This window comes from Peribacillus sp. NPDC097264, assembly GCF_050277925.1.
Lineage (GTDB): Bacteria > Bacillota > Bacilli > Bacillales > DSM-1321 > Peribacillus.
On the sequence record NZ_JBNNSR010000002.1, the window covers coordinates 264,145 to 279,573 of the forward strand.

The window sequence follows — 15,429 nt, forward strand, 5'->3', positions numbered from 1 at the left end:
CTCTATATAGATTATTCTGCTTCTATTTCATGTAAATGGAATGCATCATGAAGTGAATTTACAGCCTTGATTAAATCTTCTTCCTTCACTAGAACCCATATAGTCGTATGGCTATCCGCGGATTGTAGAATCGAGATTTCATTTTCCGATAATGCTGTGACAATTTTTGATGCAACCCCAGGTACTCCGTTGATGCCTGCTCCCACGACTGATACCTTCGCACAATTCCGCTCAACGAGAGGCTCATGTCCCATTCCTGTAAGAATGGAAAGTGCAAGTTCGGTCATCTCTTCCGTGACCGTATACACGACACCATGCGGAGAAATATTGATAAAGTCTACGGAAATAGATGCATTTGCCATTGCTTTAAACACTTCTGCCTGTAAATTATATTGTCCTTTTTTTGCATTCACCTTAATTTGGGTGATTTTCGAAACATGAGCGATTCCTGTAACGAGTCTTTCCCTGATATCACTACCTTGGCTTCCTTTATTGACACTGGTAACCAGAGTTCCCAACCCTTCACTGTATGTCGAACGAATCCGGATTGGTACTTTTGCCTGCATAGCAATTTCGACCGCGCGGGGATGGATGACTTTAGCGCCTTGATATGCCATATTGCATACCTCAGTATAAGAAACGATCGATAATGGGCGTGCATGCTCTGCAATCCGTGGATCAGCGGTCATGATACCTTCGACGTCCGTGAAAATATCAACGCGGTCAGCCTGTAAAGCCGCCCCCAATGCAGCAGCCGAAGTGTCACTTCCACCTCGTCCAATAGTTGTCATGTCCCCATTTTTAGCGGCCCCTTGGAAGCCTGCGACCACGACGACATCCTTCAATTCCAGTTCTTTCAGAAGACGGTCACATTTCATTTCAATGATTTTCGCACTCGAAAATTCATAATTCGTCTGGAACCCTGCTTGAGCACCTGTGTATGCAGTAGCCTCGATTCCATGTTCCAATAACATATTCGTAAATACGACAGAAGAGATCGTTTCCCCTACCGACATTAGTAAATCCTGTTCCCGCTTGGAGAGGCGGGCGTTGGAACCATTCACTAAAGAAAGTAACGTATCCGTCGCATATGGATCGCCTTTCCTACCCATGGCAGAAACAACGACCACCACTTTGTAGCCTTCTTTAATTGCCCTTTCGATATGATTCTTGGCATGGGCCCGGCTCTCTTCGTCCCGGACTGATGTCCCACCGAATTTCTGGACGATTATTTTCACTATTCTCACCCCAAATATAAGCCAGCTCCCCCGTTAAGGAAGCTGACCTAACTCTCTATCATGTTGACAAGTCTTAGCTGCTTGAGTTTTTACCTTACTTAACTGTCACTAACCCTAATTTTAAAAGGCTTTCAGCTATTTGGACAGAATTCCATGCTGCCCCTTTTAATAGATTATCGGAAACTATCCATAAATGGAAGCCTTTATCTTCATCTAAATCTTTACGGATCCGGCCAACGAATACGTCATTCTTGCCGACAGATGATGCAGGCGTTGGATAAACCTGTTGTTCTGGCTCATCTTCTAATACGACTCCCGGTGCCGTTTTCATCAAATTCTTGATCTCAGACGCAGAAATGCCTTCTTTTTCGACTTCGATGTATACGGATTCCGAATGCCCCGTTACAACAGGAAGCCTTACGCAAGTTGCCGCTACAGGTAGCTCTTCCATATGCATGATTTTCTTTGTTTCATTAATCATTTTCATTTCTTCAAACGTGAATCCATTATCTTGGAACCTATCGATTTGTGGAATGACATTGAAAGCAATTTGATAATGCTTGGCATCCCCTTTTACCGGCAAGATTTTTGGTTCGATTTCTTTTTCATCCAGAAGATCACGAGCCTGATCCTTTAGTTCGTTTATCGCAGCGACTCCAGCTCCAGATACTGCTTGGTATGTTGAAACTACTACCTTTGATAAACCAAACTCTTGACGGATTGGTTCCAATGCAACAACCATCTGGATTGTTGAGCAATTCGGGTTGGCAATGATCCCGTTATGCTGTTTCAAGTCCTCTTCATTTACTTCCGGTACAACAAGCGGAACATTTTCATCCATGCGGAACGCGCTTGTATTATCTACTACTATCGCTCCTCTTTTTACTGCTTCAGGAGCCAATTCCTTAGACACACTTCCTCCTGCACTGAAAAGAGCGATATCTATGCCTTCAAAGCTTTCAGGTTTTGCTTCCTGAACTTCGATTTCTTCGCCTTTAAATGACAATTTAGTCCCTGCAGAACGAGCCGATGATAAAAAGATGATTTTCTTAATCGGTAAATCCCGTTGTTCAAGTGTTGAAATCATTTGTTGTCCTACTGCTCCAGTCGCTCCTACTACTGCAATATGCAATCCCTGTGTCCCGGTCATTTGTCCATACTCCTTTTCTATCTCTAAAAGTTGGTTTATAATTTGTCTAATTATTTCTACTTGCTCAGAATATCATATATTTTAACACATTAACATTCGAAAGAACGCACTTTAACAAAATATTCTGGTAGTATAGATTGTTTTTGGTTCTTAACGATAATTCCAACTGGTTGCAAAGCATGAACAAATGACATTTCCTGGATTTAGGCATTATGGAACGACAATTAGATTACATCATCTTTGAACCTTTCAATAATCACTGGCTGTATTTGTTCTCCTTCTATTGCCGCCACGATGGTATCCCGAATCAAACTCATTCTCGCCACCATCGAGCTCGGTTTGCCTACCGGATTATCTTGGCCGTATGGAACAAAATAGATATCCTTTGCAGCCATCAGCCTCATTAAATTTACACCATTCAAACCAAGGGCATCGTTGGTTGAAATCGCAACCACAACTGGACGGTGATTTCTCATCGTCGCTTTTGCAGCCATAAGTACAGGCGAATCTGTAAGGGCATTTGCCATCTTACTCATCGAATTCCCGGTCAACGGAGCAATGACCATGCAGTCTAGCGGCAATTTAGGTCCTAATGGCTCTGCTTTGACGATTGTATCAACGGCTTCATTTCCCGTCAATTTTTCTATACGTGCAACCCAGTCCTCCCCATTTCCAAAGCGTGTTTCCGTATTTTGAACAGTGGATGTCACAATCGGAATGACTTCTGCCCCTTCATTTATAAGTTTTTCTATCTCGGGAAACACACTATCGTATGTGCAATGCGATCCTGTCAATCCAAAACCGATCCGTTTACCTTTCAGATTCATAATTTTTTCCCCTTTCTTTTCAAGAATTCCCCTTGGATCAAGACCCCAAGTGCATTCGCCAAAATTTGACCGGCAGTTTTCGGGGCCACTATCCCCGGTAGGCTTGGCGCCAATAACGCTTTAATTCCCCTTTTTTCCGCAAAACGAAAATCCGTCCCCCCAGGCTTTGAAGCAAGGTCAATAATCAAAGTATGAACGGGCATGTTTGCAAGAACGTCTGCTGTAATGATGGGAAAAGGGATGGTATTAATGCAAATATCAACATTTTTCATTTCGGACGCAAGATCATTTAGATGAAAAGGGATTATCGCCATTTCAGTAATTCTCGCAATATCTTCGCTTTTCCTCGCCCCTACCTTCACTTTGGCTCCAAGTGCTTGAAATGATCGTGCCACACTCATCCCAACCCTTCCTAGGCCTAGAACGGCAACATCCGATCCATGGATGGTAAAATCCGTGTGTTGAATAGCCATCATGATTGCGCCCTCTACGGTGGGAATCGAATTGTATATCGCTACATCGTCTCGCTCAAATAAGAGTACGAGTTTACGACCTGCTTCCTTGAATAGTCGATCGAGGTAATCATTACTGATTCCTGAATAAAATACACAATCCTTTGGCGTGTCATTTATCATGGACTCGGTCAAGAAAACATCTTCACTGGAGAAGATGGTTTCCACTTTACCGGTTGAATCCGTCCCTCGCACAGGCAAGATAACTGCATCCAGTTCCGTAAAATTTATATCTTCTAATTTCTCCTTAACCGCACCTGTAAACGCATGGTCAAGCTGTTCAAACCCTACTAAAAACAGCTTCGCATCTAGCTCAGTCAGTTTACGAACAACTTCAAGCTGACGCGCATCCCCACCGATTACAGCGATTTGCATGTCTGTGAGCATTAAATCGTCACCTTCTTTTTAAAAATCCAACCCACTCCTCGCCCAAAATCAACTCTTGAAGGCGTTTTGTTATCCGATATTCATTCAGTCTCCATCCATCTTATGTACTGAAATAAAGAACGGTGATTAGAAAAGTAAAAACGCCTATAGCTATTACCAGCTAAGGCGCTCATTAGTCTTTTCTCATTTTCATTCCTATCCATCCATATGTTCTCCGTCTTCCACCGAATGAGCTTCAAGTTCTTCCCTAAAATCGATGATAAGCATATCCGTTCCCACTTTTTTAATGTGATTCCATGGTACCCTGATTTCACTTCCATTTCTGAAAAGCCCAAACCATTTTACTGAAGGAATGACCAAAGTGGTAATTTGTCCCGTTTCGTCAAATTCCAAATCCGTTTGTCCCAGGACACCTAATCGTTCTGCCCTGTTCACATCGACTATCTCTTTTCCACTTAATTCACTCAGCCTCAAATCCGAATCCCCCTTTTTTTCTCCTTAATTCCATCTATATCCGAAATCAAGAGAACTTAGAAGGCATTTATTAAAATAGTCGTCCCCTTCCTTCCAAAAAAAACCTGCCCTCCTAAACAGAAGAACAGGTCGTAGATATTTATTTATCCCAATTTTCCAAAGGGCTCACCAACGATAAAGAGTGTTCTGTGAAGATACGGTTTGCTAGTTCATTGACACTATCTTCCGTAACTTCATCAATCTTGACTATGATATCATCCAGTGAACGATGCTCACCTAGCATTAGCTCATTTTTGCCATTACGGCTCATTCGGCTGTTTGTGCTCTCAAGGCTTAGCATTAAGCTACCTTTTAGCTGTTCCTTACTATTTCGCAATTCTTTTTCTGTGATTCCGTCTCTTTTCAGCGTAGCAAGCGTCTCCTGGATCGTATCATACAAGCTGTCAAGCTGGCTTGTGCCTGTCCCACCATAAATGGTCACTAAACCCGTATCCTGGTAGCTTGAATGGTAAGAATATACCGAGTAGGCCAGCCCACGTTGCTCACGGACCTCTTGGAATAGACGGCTACTCATGCTACCTCCAAGGATATTATTCAATGTGACTAAACTATAGGTTTTATCATTTCCGATTTCCAAACCTTTGAAACCGAGGCATAGGTGTGCTTGTTCAGTCTCTTTTTTACGAGTGATTCTATTTTCATGGAATGAAGGCTTCACCAATTCAAGACGCTCTTCCCCACCTTGATAGGAACCAAAGTAACTTTCCACTTCCTGAATCAACTTCTCGTCCACATTTCCAGCAATCGAGATGACGACTTTATCAGGCGTATACATATCATGAACATATTTCTTAAGTGTTTCACTATTGAATGTTTCCAACGTACTTTCCGTACCAAGGATTGGATAGCCAAGAGGATGATTTTCATAGACAGCCTTGCTCAAAAGGTCATGGACGATATCATCGGGTGTATCTTCATACATTTTGATTTCTTCATAGACAACATTTTTTTCTTTTTTCAATTCTTCCTCATCAAATGTAGAGTTGAAGAACATATCAGCAAGAATTTCAAGAGCATAGCTTGCATGGTTATCCATTACTTTAGCATAGTAGCATGTATACTCTTTTGAAGTAAATGCATTCACTTGGCCGCCAATGCTGTCAAACGACTCGGCGATTTCACGCGCGTTCCTCGTTGTCGTCCCTTTGAAAAACATATGCTCAAGAAAATGGGATACACCATTCAGTTCCGGTGTTTCATTCCGCGAACCGGTCTTGATCCAAACTCCAATTGCCGCTGAACGCACTGTTGGAATATTTTCCAATACTATTCTTACTCCATTTTGACACGTGTATTTCTTAATCAACTAACATTCCTCCCAATCATTCTATGCTGCTATCGTAACCAAAGCGTTACGGATTCAAACGTTCCTCACTAACTGCTTCCGAAACCTTAACAACTTCCAGGTCTTTCTTTTCTATATTAATAATTAACGTCTCCAAGGATTTGGCTGTAGATTCTGTCGGATGCATTAAAATAAAAGCTCCAGGGTGAACTTTAGAAAGGACCCTTTGTTGAAGGACCTCGGGGCTGGGTTTTTGCCAGTCAATCGTATCCACACTCCACATCACGGTCCCCATTCCTAAAGAACTCGCAATTTTGACCGTTTCGTCTCGATAACTCCCACTTGGAGGGGCGAACCAATTCATCTTCACGCCCGTCACAGCTTCCACCACTTCATTCGTCTTGGTGATTTCCTCCCGTGTTGCCTGTGAGGAAATGGTTTGCATATTAGGATGCGAGTATGAATGATTGCCTATTTCATGACCACCATCCACAATCATTTTTGCGAATTCCGGATTATTTTTCGTCCATTTCCCTTCTAGAAAAAACGTCGCCTTTACATTATGCTTCTTCAACACAGCCAACATATCTTGTAGGTATTCATTTCCCCAAGCCACATTGATTAAAAATGATACAACCTGCTTTTCCGGATGTGCCCGGTAAATGGGTGCAGGCTCAAGATCTTTTAAATGGACTTTTGGGGGAACTTGTTCATACACAAGCTTATCCTTATCGAATTTATCCTCCTTCTTCATTGCTTTATACGAAGCCTGGATATTGACCGTAAGGCCATTATACCCAGGAACGGTCTTCCAAACCGAATCTATTCGTGCATCTTGGGGTGCAATCTCATATTTTTGGGCTGATCCTTTTATCTCGGTAAGCAGTTCATCTTCCTGCTTCATGGTAGCCACTGATTGATTCGTTAACTGGGTCAAATAAACTTGTGTATATGGATTTTGCACTAATAACCATGATATACCTGCAATGGCACTTATCGCAACTATCTGCTTCCATTTATTATTCATTTTTTACGCCCCCTTCATACAGAAATGTATGAAGAAAATGGACAAGGTAGAACATGACAACTTTCAATTGCTGAAATGCTTATAAATAAGGGGGCCTTTTCAAACAAAAAAAGCATGCAGGTTCATAAAGAGAACCGCATGCCGTATATTCTTTTTTCTTATGATTGAGAAGGATTAGCTGCTTCTTTTTGTTCTTTAAGTACAGCTTTACGAGAAAGGTTAACCCTACCTTGTTTGTCAATCTCAGTGACCTTTACTAATAGCTCATCGCCAAGTGAAACGACATCTTCCACTTTGCCGACTCTTTCTTCAGCCAATTCCGAAATATGGACCAAACCATCTTTACCATTGAAAATCTCCACGAAGCAACCGAATTTTTCAATGCGTTTAACTTTACCTAAGTATAGTTCGCCCACAACGACTTCACGAACGATGTCTTCAATGATTTTTTTAGCTTTTTCGATCATCGGTTCGTCCGTTGAAGAAATGAATACCGTACCATCTTGTTCGATATCGATTTTCACGCCGGTCTCTTCAATGATTTTATTGATATGTTTACCACTAGGTCCGATAACATCGCGGATTTTGTCCGGATTAATGGTCATTGTAACGATTTTAGGCGCATATTTGGACAATTTTTCACGCGGTTGATTGATTGTAGCAATCATCGATTCCAAGATATGCATGCGGCCTTTTTTAGCTTGAAGCAATGCTTCTTCAAGAATTTCTCTTGAAAGACCATCAATTTTGATATCCATTTGAAGAGCGGTAACACCTTTAGATGTTCCAGCCACTTTAAAGTCCATATCGCCAAGGTGATCTTCCATGCCTTGAATATCAGTCAGGATCGTATAATGCTCACCTGTTTTTACAAGACCCATTGCGATACCTGCAACCGGTGCTTTCAATGGAACACCCGCGTCCATCATAGCTAGCGTACTAGCACAGATACTTGCTTGAGATGTTGATCCATTAGATTCAAGTACTTCAGATACAAGTCTGATTGTATAAGGGAAGTCTTTATCATTTGGAATGACTGGTTCTAATGCTCTTTCACCAAGTGCACCGTGACCGATTTCACGACGTCCTGCCCCACGGATCGGACCTGTTTCCCCAACACTGAAATGTGGGAAGTTATAATGATGCATAAAGCGTTTTGACTCTTCTGTTCCAAGCCCGTCCAAAATCTGTACATCTCCTAGTGCTCCCAGTGTACAAATGGATAGTGCTTGTGTTTGTCCGCGTGTGAACAATCCAGAGCCGTGGGTACGTGGTAAAATCGTAACTTCAGATGACAATGGTCTGATTTCATCAGGATTACGGCCATCCGGACGTACTTTTTCTTCCGTGATTAATCGGCGGACTTCTGATTTAACCAGTTTATTTAAAATTTCTTTAATTTGTTTTAGTTTTTCTTCATCAGTTTCTTCTTCGTATTTAGCCAACACATCATCTTTAACCTCTTTGATGGCGGCTTCACGTGCATGTTTTTCCTGAACTTGTACAGCTTTGTTAAGTTCCGCCTCACATAGGCCTTTCACTTCTGCTTCAAGTTCTTCATCCACTTTATACAAAGTGATTTGTAGCTTTTCCTTGCCAATTTCAGCAACGATTTTTTCTTGGAATGCAATGACCTTCTTGATTTCATCATGTCCAAACATGATGGCTTCAAGCATTGTTTCTTCAGGCACTTCATTCGCTCCAGCTTCAACCATGTTGATAGCGTCCTTTGTTCCAGCAACCGTTAAGTTGATATCACTTTTCGCAAGTTGGTCAACAGTAGGGTTTATGATGAATTCATTATTGATTCTTCCTACTACTACGCCCGCGATTGGTCCTTCAAACGGAATGTCAGAAACTGAAAGTGCAAGGGAAGAACCTAGCATTGCTGCCATTTCTGTAGAACAATCTTGATCAACACTCATGACCATGCTGATGATTTGAACGTCGTTCCTGAAACCATCCGCAAATAGTGGACGAATTGGACGGTCAATTAGACGGCTTGCCAAAATAGCTCTTTCGCTCGGTCTACCCTCACGTTTAATGAAGCCCCCTGGAATTTTACCGACTGCATACAGTCTTTCTTCGTAGTTGACTGTCAACGGGAAGAAGTCGACGTTTCTAGGTTCTTTAGAAGCAGTTGCTGTACTTAAGACAGCTGTTTCGCCATAACGGACTAAAACGGCTCCGTTCGCTTGTTTGGCCAACTGACCGATTTCTACCGTTACATTACGGCCGGCCCAGTCAAATGAATACGTATGTTTTCCCTGTCCCATTTATTAAACCCCTCTCTGAATCTTCGCTATTAGAGGCTTAGTTTACCTAAACCTTTATTAAATTAAATCATTATATGTGAAAGTAATTGAACTCAAGTTATAACCAAACTATCACTATTATGCACGAAAAAAACAAGTGTTAACAGTAATATGACTAAATATTTATTCATTCAATTATGTATATATCTTAATCATTTATGAGTAGAAAAAAACTCGGCGGCTGCCGAGTCCAAAGGACGATGGCTTAGCCTAAAAATTGATAGCGTCCAAATCATTTGAATAACATCAAAAAAGCGGGAAATTTCCCGCTTTTTTTGAAAAAATTATCTACGTAGACCTAATGTGTTAATTAGTGTACGGTAACGAGTAACGTCTTTATTACGTAGGTAAGTTAAAAGATTACGACGTTTACCTACCATTTTAAGAAGACCGCGACGAGAATGGTGATCTTTTTTGTGTGTGCGTAAGTGACCGTTCAAGTTGTTGATTTCTTCTGTTAGTACTGCGATTTGAACTTCTGGAGATCCAGTGTCAGTATCGTGAGTTCTGAACTCAGCGATAAGTTCGTTTTTGCGTTCTTGTGTAATAGCCATGTTATTATTCCTCCTAAAATTCTGTAAAATCACCTATTACCGAGCCAGCGTCGGAGTCTCGACTAGCCAAGCAATGGTTATTTTCATACATACAATAGAATACATGTTTTCCGTCAAAATTGCAAGCCTTGTCTTCTATCCTTTTGGTTTCTTACAACGTTACCCGTTCAATTCGGCAAAATATGCTTGCGTATTTTGCTTGTCAATTTCAATCTGGTTGACTAACTCTTCAAGTCCCGAGAATTTGCGCTCGCTTCTCAACCTGATATGCCACTCGACTGACACCTGTTCTCCATAGATATCTCCTGTAAAACCTAATGCATGAACTTCTACGCTAGGATATTCGGGTTTTTCTTCATGGAATGTCGGCTTATACCCTACATTGCACACCCCATCATACCAGGATCCACTTATTTTAATCCTGACTGCATATACGCCAGGTGCGGGGAATATGTAATCATCACTCACTTCAATATTCGCGGTCGGGAATCCTAACTTTCTCCCCCGCTTTTCTCCATGGACTACATGTCCCTTTGTTACATAGCGACGACCCGCTAAATGATAGAAGTCAGAAAAATCACCATTGCTGAGCGTCTCCCTGATTCTTGTGGAACTTACCTTTCCGTCCTCGAATGTCTGCTTTGCAACGACGGTTTGACCAAATCTCCCCTTAGCATAGATAGGTAGGTCATCCATGGATCCATTACCATAGCGGCCATATGAATAATCAAAACCTGCTACAACGTGACGGACATTCAGACCCACTAGGTAATCATCCACGAACTCCTCAGGTAGCATCGAAGCGAATTCCTTACTGAAGTGGACGACAAATAGGTAATCGATTTCCATCGTTTCTATGATTTTTATCTTATCTTCCAGTGGTGTAATATAACGGATGTTTCCCACTTTCTTCCCTAATACAGCGGAAGGATGTGGATCAAATGTCATGACTGCTGACATAAGATTCATTTCATGAGCCTTTTGCTTAGCGGTTTGGATGACAGTTTGATGTCCTTTATGGATGCCATCAAAAAAACCAAGTGCCATGACAAGCTCAGGGAAGTCATCCGGTTTAAATTGATGAGGATGCTCTAATGCAATCACTTTCACCTTTCAATCTCCTCTTTCCGACGGCAAAAACGGTCTATGATTCTTGTGCGAAAACTTTGACAGGTTTAATTAACCCTTCTTTTGTGGGATGTATTTGATAAATGGCAATCGCCTTATCAGTGGGATCCATCATGACAAATGGTTGCCCCTTTTCAAAAACAACATCCTCCGTTTGTTCCAATACCGCACCGTTAAGTACTTTCTTTGCTACTTTATCATTAATCTGGAATTTCGGCAAATGTAACAATCCACGTTCTAATGGCAACAGAAAATCTCCTGTCTTTTCTGATTCCATGAATTCTTCCACCTCAGCGAACGTGAAACAATCCTCAAGCGTAAAGCCAGCCGCTTCAATCCGGACCAAGTCCGACATATGTGCCGGGTATCCCAATCTTTCGCCCATCATCACCGCTAATGTCCGAATATAGGTTCCTTTGCTACACTTGACACGAAACCGGTAGGAAATGGTTTCACCTTTGAATTCTGAACGGTCATCCAGTAAAGTAATATCATGAATAGTTACTTCCCGTGTTGGACGTTCCACTTCTATCCCAGCCCGAGCATATTCATATAGCTTTTTGCCATTTACCTTGACAGCTGAAAACATTGGTGGAGTTTGTTCAATTGTTCCTGTTAGGGATTTCAATACCTCAAGGATTTGTGAACGTTGAAATGTTTCGGTTACCTTTTGTTCCGCCACCTTTTCTCCAGTCGCATCTTCGGTAGCCGTTGAAAAACCAAGCGTCACTTCCCCTTCATACGCTTTACCTGCTTCTGTTAAGTATTCGGCAATTTTCGTTGCCCTGCCGATACATATCGGTAAAACACCGGTGACTTCAGGATCTAAAGTGCCCGTATGTCCGACTTTTTTCGTTTTTAAAATCTTCCTTAATTTAAAAACACAATCATGGGATGTCATTCCCTTTGGTTTCCATAATGGGAGTATGCCGTCCATTCCTTCACCTCATTAATCTTGTCATTTCAAAAAAAAGAGGCCGAGCCAAGAAGTGCAAAGCACTTATTGAGTCAGCCTCCATTTACTGCTTGCTTATTCTTCGTCTTTTACTGAAGGTTTTTCCTCTTTTTTGATTTGAGAAATTAATGATTCGATACGGTTACCATAATCGACGGATTCATCAAATTCAAAAAACAACTCCGGAGTTTTACGCAAGCGAATTCTTTGCCCAATTTCTGAACGCATGAATCCTTTTGCCTTTTCAAGACCCTGCAAAGTTTTTTCCCGTTGCTCCTGGTCTCCCAAGACAGAGATATAAACTGTTGCTTGTTGTAAATCGCCTGTCACTTCAACATCCGTTACTGTGACGAATCCGATTCTTGGATCTTTAATTTTGCGGCCGATGATTTCACTCAGCTCTTTTTTCATTTGTTCGCCCACACGATTTGCTCGAAGGCTCATAATATCACCTCGCTAGCTTATAGCCAGTCTATATCTGTTATTGTGCGCTCAATTTCCGGAAATGAATCTAGAAATTTAAGGGCATTTTGAAGTTCCCTCTCAGTAGCTTTCCTTGAGGATGAAACGGTTACGATAGAAATCTTAGTACGCTGCCAAAGATCCTGGAAATCCGTTTCCGCTACCGAGACATTAAGCTTCTGCTTAAGCCGTGTCATGACACGTTGCAACACAGCTCGTTTTTCTTTCAAAGAATGGGTGTCATAGATTATGCACTCACATTGGACGGATCCAACGATCATTTACGCTCGATCTCTTCCATTATATAAGCCTCAATTACATCGCCCTCTTTAAGGTCATTGTAATTTTTAATGGTAATACCACATTCATAATTTGTTGCCACTTCTTTAACGTCATCTTTAAAACGTTTCAATGCGTCAATTTCACCTTCGTAAATGACAACACCTTCACGAATTAAGCGAATTCCGCTGTCACGCGTAAGTTTTCCTTCGGTAACATATGAACCAGCAATTGTACCAACTTTAGATACTTTAAAAGTTGTACGAACTTCAGCTTGACCAATGATTTTTTCTTCGAACTCAGGATCAAGCATCCCTTTCATAGCCGATTCAATCTCTTCAATTGCTTTGTATATGATACGGTGAAGGCGAACATCAACTTGTTCTGATTCAGCGGCACGCTTCGCATTCGCATCGGGACGAACATTAAAACCAATTACGATTGCATTAGAAGCGGTAGCAAGGATGATATCAGACTCTGTGATAGCACCGACGCCGATATGAATGATTTTTACTTTAGCGCCTTCTACTTCTATTTTATTCAGGGAAGCGGCTACTGCTTCAGCAGAACCTTGAACATCCGCTTTTAAGATGATGTTCAATTCCTTAATTTCCCCTTCTTTCATTTGTTCAAACAATGTATCAAGCGTTACACGTGATTTTTCATTACGTTGTGAAGCAAGTTGTCTCTGTGCACGTACTTCCCCAACTTGGCGGGCTGTTTTCTCATCTTCAAAGACGATGAAACGGTCGCCTGCTTGTGGAACTTCATTCAATCCAGTGATTTCAACCGGTGTTGATGGACCTGCATCCTTAACACGACGTCCAAGATCACTGACCATGGCACGTACACGGCCGAAAGTATTACCGATAACGATTGGGTCTCCGACTTTCAAAGTACCGTTTTGGACTAGTAACGTCGCTACAGAGCCACGGCCTTTATCCAAACGTGCTTCTATAACCGTTCCGTTCGCTTTACGGGTTGGATTGGCTTTATATTCTTCTACTTCACTAACTAGTAGAATCATTTCCAGCAAGTTATCAATTCCTTCGCCCGTTTTGGCAGAAATAGGTACGAAGATCGTATCTCCACCCCATGCTTCAGAAACTAAACCATGCTCTGTTAATTCTTGCATGACGCGGTCAGGATTAGCTGCTTCTTTATCCATTTTATTAACAGCAACAATGATTGGAACATCCGCTGCTTTAGCATGGTTAATCGCTTCAATTGTTTGCGGCATTACACCGTCATCCGCTGCTACAACAAGAATCGTAATATCCGTGATTAAAGCTCCACGAGCACGCATTGTTGTAAACGCAGCATGTCCTGGTGTATCAAGGAATGTGATTTTCTTGTCATTGACTTTGACTTGGTAAGCACCGATATGTTGAGTGATTCCGCCCGCTTCGCCTTCTGTTACTTTTGTATGGCGAATAGAATCAAGCAATGTCGTTTTACCATGATCGACGTGACCCATGATAGTTACGACTGCTGGACGTTCGATTAAATCTTCAGAAGCATCTTCAGTCACTAATGACTCAAGATCTGTCAAGTCAACACGAATCTCTTCTTCAGCCAATACTCCGTACTCAGTACAGATTAATTCGATAGCATCTTTATCCAACGTTTGGTTGATTGTAGCCATGACTCCAAGCATGAAAAGCTTCTTAATGATTTCAGAAGGTTCACGGTGAAGTTTCTTACCAAGTTCCATGACAGTCAAAGACTCATAAAACGTAATTTTTTCTGGAAGTTCTCTTTCTTTACGTTTTGTAACTGGTGCCTGCGGCGCCGATTGTCTTTGTTTGTTATTCTTATTACGGTTATTTCTTCCCCTGCTAAACTGTCCTGATGGTTTTTTAGTGCCCAACGGTTTAACTGGTGGCTTTTTCTTTAGCTTTTCTTTATTGATCGTGCTTTTCTCATCTGCTTCAGCTTCGTATTTCGCAACCGTTGCATTTGCTTTCGGTTCAGCAGCTGCTTGGGTTGGTTCTTCGCTTTTTGGTTTAAGAGAATCGTTTAATTTGTTTACAGTTGAATCGTCTAATGCTGTCATATGGTTTGTTACCTCTATATTCATTTCTTTAAGTTTATTTATTACGTCTTTACTTGAAACGTTTTTCTGTTTTGCATATTCATATACACGCAATTTTGTCATACGTTCACCCCCGGTAAATTTAATCGAGCAGCATTCGGAGTTTTTGTGCAAAACCTTCATCAAGAACTGCGACGGCAACTCTAGCATCTTTGCCAATAGCATGGCCGAGCATAGATCTGTCTTCGACTCTTTTTAAAGGAACCTGATAAAATGCGCACTTATCAGAGATTTTTTTCTCAGTGTTTTTTGAAGCGTCCGCGGCTAAAATAACAACTTTGGCATTACCGCTTCTAATCTCTTTAACCACTAATTCTTCACCCGAAATTAGCTTGCGTGCTCGATTGGCCAAACCTAATAGAGACATCCATTGTTGTTGTTGGGTCATGGTGTTAGTCTTGCTCCTTATCCACTAATTCAAGCAATTGTTCATAAAGGGAAGAATCAATTTGAGTACTAAGGTGATTTGCCAGCACATTTTTCTTTTTGGCCAGCTCGATAATATTCCGATCAAGGGTCAAATAAGCTCCCCTTCCCGATTTTTTTCCGGTCGGATCAAGGCTGACTTCCCCTTCTTTAGATCGAACGATACGAATGAGTTCTTTCTTTGGCTTCATAACGCCAGTGGCAACACATTTACGCATCGGGATTTTTTTTCGGCTATTCATCTATATTCACCTC

16 protein-coding genes are annotated in these 15,429 nt (G+C 41.5%); all 16 read right to left on the reverse strand.

Annotated elements, in window-relative coordinates:
• Window positions 1-11 precede the first annotated feature (11 nt).
• The 16 genes from dapG to rnpM all read right to left on the reverse strand — a co-directional run bounded on the left by dapG (window position 12) and on the right by rnpM (window position 15,416).
• On the reverse strand, window positions 12-1,238 hold the full coding sequence (dapG, locus tag ACQKL0_RS03910; RefSeq protein WP_402868426.1) for an aspartate kinase: 1,227 nt from the start codon (window positions 1,236-1,238) through the stop codon (window positions 12-14).
• 94 nt (window positions 1,239-1,332) lie between these two features.
• Window positions 1,333-2,388, reverse strand: coding sequence for an aspartate-semialdehyde dehydrogenase (gene asd, locus ACQKL0_RS03915; protein WP_402868424.1), 1,056 nt, complete (start codon window positions 2,386-2,388; stop codon window positions 1,333-1,335).
• Window positions 2,389-2,612: 224 nt separating this feature from the next.
• Entirely contained in the window at window positions 2,613-3,215 is a 603-nt protein-coding gene (locus tag ACQKL0_RS03920; RefSeq protein ID WP_402868422.1) for a dipicolinate synthase subunit B, read from the reverse strand.
• Window positions 3,212-4,114 carry a dipicolinic acid synthetase subunit A gene (gene dpaA, locus ACQKL0_RS03925; RefSeq protein ID WP_402868421.1) on the reverse strand — a complete coding sequence of 301 codons (903 nt, stop codon included), beginning with the start codon at window positions 4,112-4,114 and terminating at the stop codon, window positions 3,212-3,214. The genes ACQKL0_RS03920 and dpaA overlap by 4 nt, the downstream gene beginning before the upstream one ends.
• Window positions 4,115-4,309: 195 nt before the next feature.
• Window positions 4,310-4,588 carry a YlmC/YmxH family sporulation protein gene (locus ACQKL0_RS03930; RefSeq protein WP_402868419.1) on the reverse strand — a complete coding sequence of 93 codons (279 nt, stop codon included), beginning with the start codon at window positions 4,586-4,588 and terminating at the stop codon, window positions 4,310-4,312.
• A 139-nt stretch (window positions 4,589-4,727) separates the two neighbouring features.
• Window positions 4,728-5,954 (reverse strand): M16 family metallopeptidase, encoded by a 1,227-nt coding sequence (locus tag ACQKL0_RS03935; RefSeq protein WP_402868417.1) that lies wholly within the window; start codon window positions 5,952-5,954, stop codon window positions 4,728-4,730.
• A 46-nt stretch (window positions 5,955-6,000) separates the two neighbouring features.
• Window positions 6,001-6,960: a polysaccharide deacetylase family protein gene (locus ACQKL0_RS03940; RefSeq protein ID WP_402868415.1), complete on the reverse strand. Its 960-nt coding sequence runs from the start codon at window positions 6,958-6,960 to the stop codon at window positions 6,001-6,003.
• Window positions 6,961-7,118: 158 nt separating this feature from the next.
• Window positions 7,119-9,236 carry a polyribonucleotide nucleotidyltransferase gene (gene pnp / locus ACQKL0_RS03945; RefSeq protein WP_402868413.1) on the reverse strand — a complete coding sequence of 706 codons (2,118 nt, stop codon included), beginning with the start codon at window positions 9,234-9,236 and terminating at the stop codon, window positions 7,119-7,121.
• A gap of 323 nt (window positions 9,237-9,559) precedes the next feature.
• Window positions 9,560-9,829 (reverse strand): 30S ribosomal protein S15, encoded by a 270-nt coding sequence (gene rpsO / locus ACQKL0_RS03950; RefSeq protein ID WP_402868411.1) that lies wholly within the window; start codon window positions 9,827-9,829, stop codon window positions 9,560-9,562.
• A 159-nt stretch (window positions 9,830-9,988) separates the two neighbouring features.
• Window positions 9,989-10,939: a bifunctional riboflavin kinase/FAD synthetase gene (gene ribF, locus ACQKL0_RS03955; RefSeq protein ID WP_407407632.1), complete on the reverse strand. Its 951-nt coding sequence runs from the start codon at window positions 10,937-10,939 to the stop codon at window positions 9,989-9,991.
• Window positions 10,940-10,973: 34 nt separating this feature from the next.
• The gene (gene truB, locus ACQKL0_RS03960) at window positions 10,974-11,894 is read right to left on the reverse strand and encodes a tRNA pseudouridine(55) synthase TruB (protein WP_427686376.1); all 921 of its coding nucleotides are present in this window, start codon (window positions 11,892-11,894) and stop codon (window positions 10,974-10,976) included.
• 93 nt (window positions 11,895-11,987) lie between these two features.
• Window positions 11,988-12,356 carry a 30S ribosome-binding factor RbfA gene (gene rbfA, locus ACQKL0_RS03965; RefSeq protein WP_402868404.1) on the reverse strand — a complete coding sequence of 123 codons (369 nt, stop codon included), beginning with the start codon at window positions 12,354-12,356 and terminating at the stop codon, window positions 11,988-11,990.
• A 17-nt stretch (window positions 12,357-12,373) separates the two neighbouring features.
• Entirely contained in the window at window positions 12,374-12,655 is a 282-nt protein-coding gene (locus tag ACQKL0_RS03970) for a DUF503 domain-containing protein (protein WP_402868403.1), read from the reverse strand.
• Entirely contained in the window at window positions 12,652-14,811 is a 2,160-nt protein-coding gene (infB, locus tag ACQKL0_RS03975) for a translation initiation factor IF-2 (protein ID WP_402868401.1), read from the reverse strand. Before infB ends, ACQKL0_RS03970 begins: the two co-directional genes overlap by 4 nt.
• 19 nt (window positions 14,812-14,830) lie before the next feature.
• Window positions 14,831-15,136, reverse strand: coding sequence for a YlxQ family RNA-binding protein (locus tag ACQKL0_RS03980; protein ID WP_402868399.1), 306 nt, complete (start codon window positions 15,134-15,136; stop codon window positions 14,831-14,833).
• 4 nt (window positions 15,137-15,140) lie between these two features.
• Window positions 15,141-15,416: an RNase P modulator RnpM gene (rnpM, locus tag ACQKL0_RS03985; RefSeq protein ID WP_402868398.1), complete on the reverse strand. Its 276-nt coding sequence runs from the start codon at window positions 15,414-15,416 to the stop codon at window positions 15,141-15,143.
• Window positions 15,417-15,429 lie beyond the last annotated feature (13 nt).

Bases quoted from the DNA above. Each gene is read 5' to 3' on its own strand.
- asd (WP_402868424.1), bottom strand. From the start codon at position 2,388: ATGACCGGGACACAGGGATTGCATATTGCAGTAGTAGGAGCGACTGGA.
- ACQKL0_RS03920 (WP_402868422.1), bottom strand. From the start codon at position 3,215: ATGAATCTGAAAGGTAAACGGATCGGTTTTGGATTGACAGGATCGCAT.
- dpaA (WP_402868421.1), bottom strand. From the start codon at position 4,114: ATGCTCACAGACATGCAAATCGCTGTAATCGGTGGGGATGCGCGTCAG.
- ACQKL0_RS03940 (WP_402868415.1), bottom strand. From the start codon at position 6,960: ATGAATAATAAATGGAAGCAGATAGTTGCGATAAGTGCCATTGCAGGT.
- pnp (WP_402868413.1), bottom strand. From the start codon at position 9,236: ATGGGACAGGGAAAACATACGTATTCATTTGACTGGGCCGGCCGTAAT.
- rpsO (WP_402868411.1), bottom strand. From the start codon at position 9,829: ATGGCTATTACACAAGAACGCAAAAACGAACTTATCGCTGAGTTCAGA.
- truB (WP_427686376.1), bottom strand. From the start codon at position 11,894: ATGGACGGCATACTCCCATTATGGAAACCAAAGGGAATGACATCCCAT.
- rbfA (WP_402868404.1), bottom strand. From the start codon at position 12,356: ATGAGCCTTCGAGCAAATCGTGTGGGCGAACAAATGAAAAAAGAGCTG.
- ACQKL0_RS03970 (WP_402868403.1), bottom strand. From the start codon at position 12,655: ATGATCGTTGGATCCGTCCAATGTGAGTGCATAATCTATGACACCCAT.
- infB (WP_402868401.1), bottom strand. From the start codon at position 14,811: ATGACAAAATTGCGTGTATATGAATATGCAAAACAGAAAAACGTTTCA.
- ACQKL0_RS03980 (WP_402868399.1), bottom strand. From the start codon at position 15,136: ATGACCCAACAACAACAATGGATGTCTCTATTAGGTTTGGCCAATCGA.
- rnpM (WP_402868398.1), bottom strand. From the start codon at position 15,416: ATGAATAGCCGAAAAAAAATCCCGATGCGTAAATGTGTTGCCACTGGC.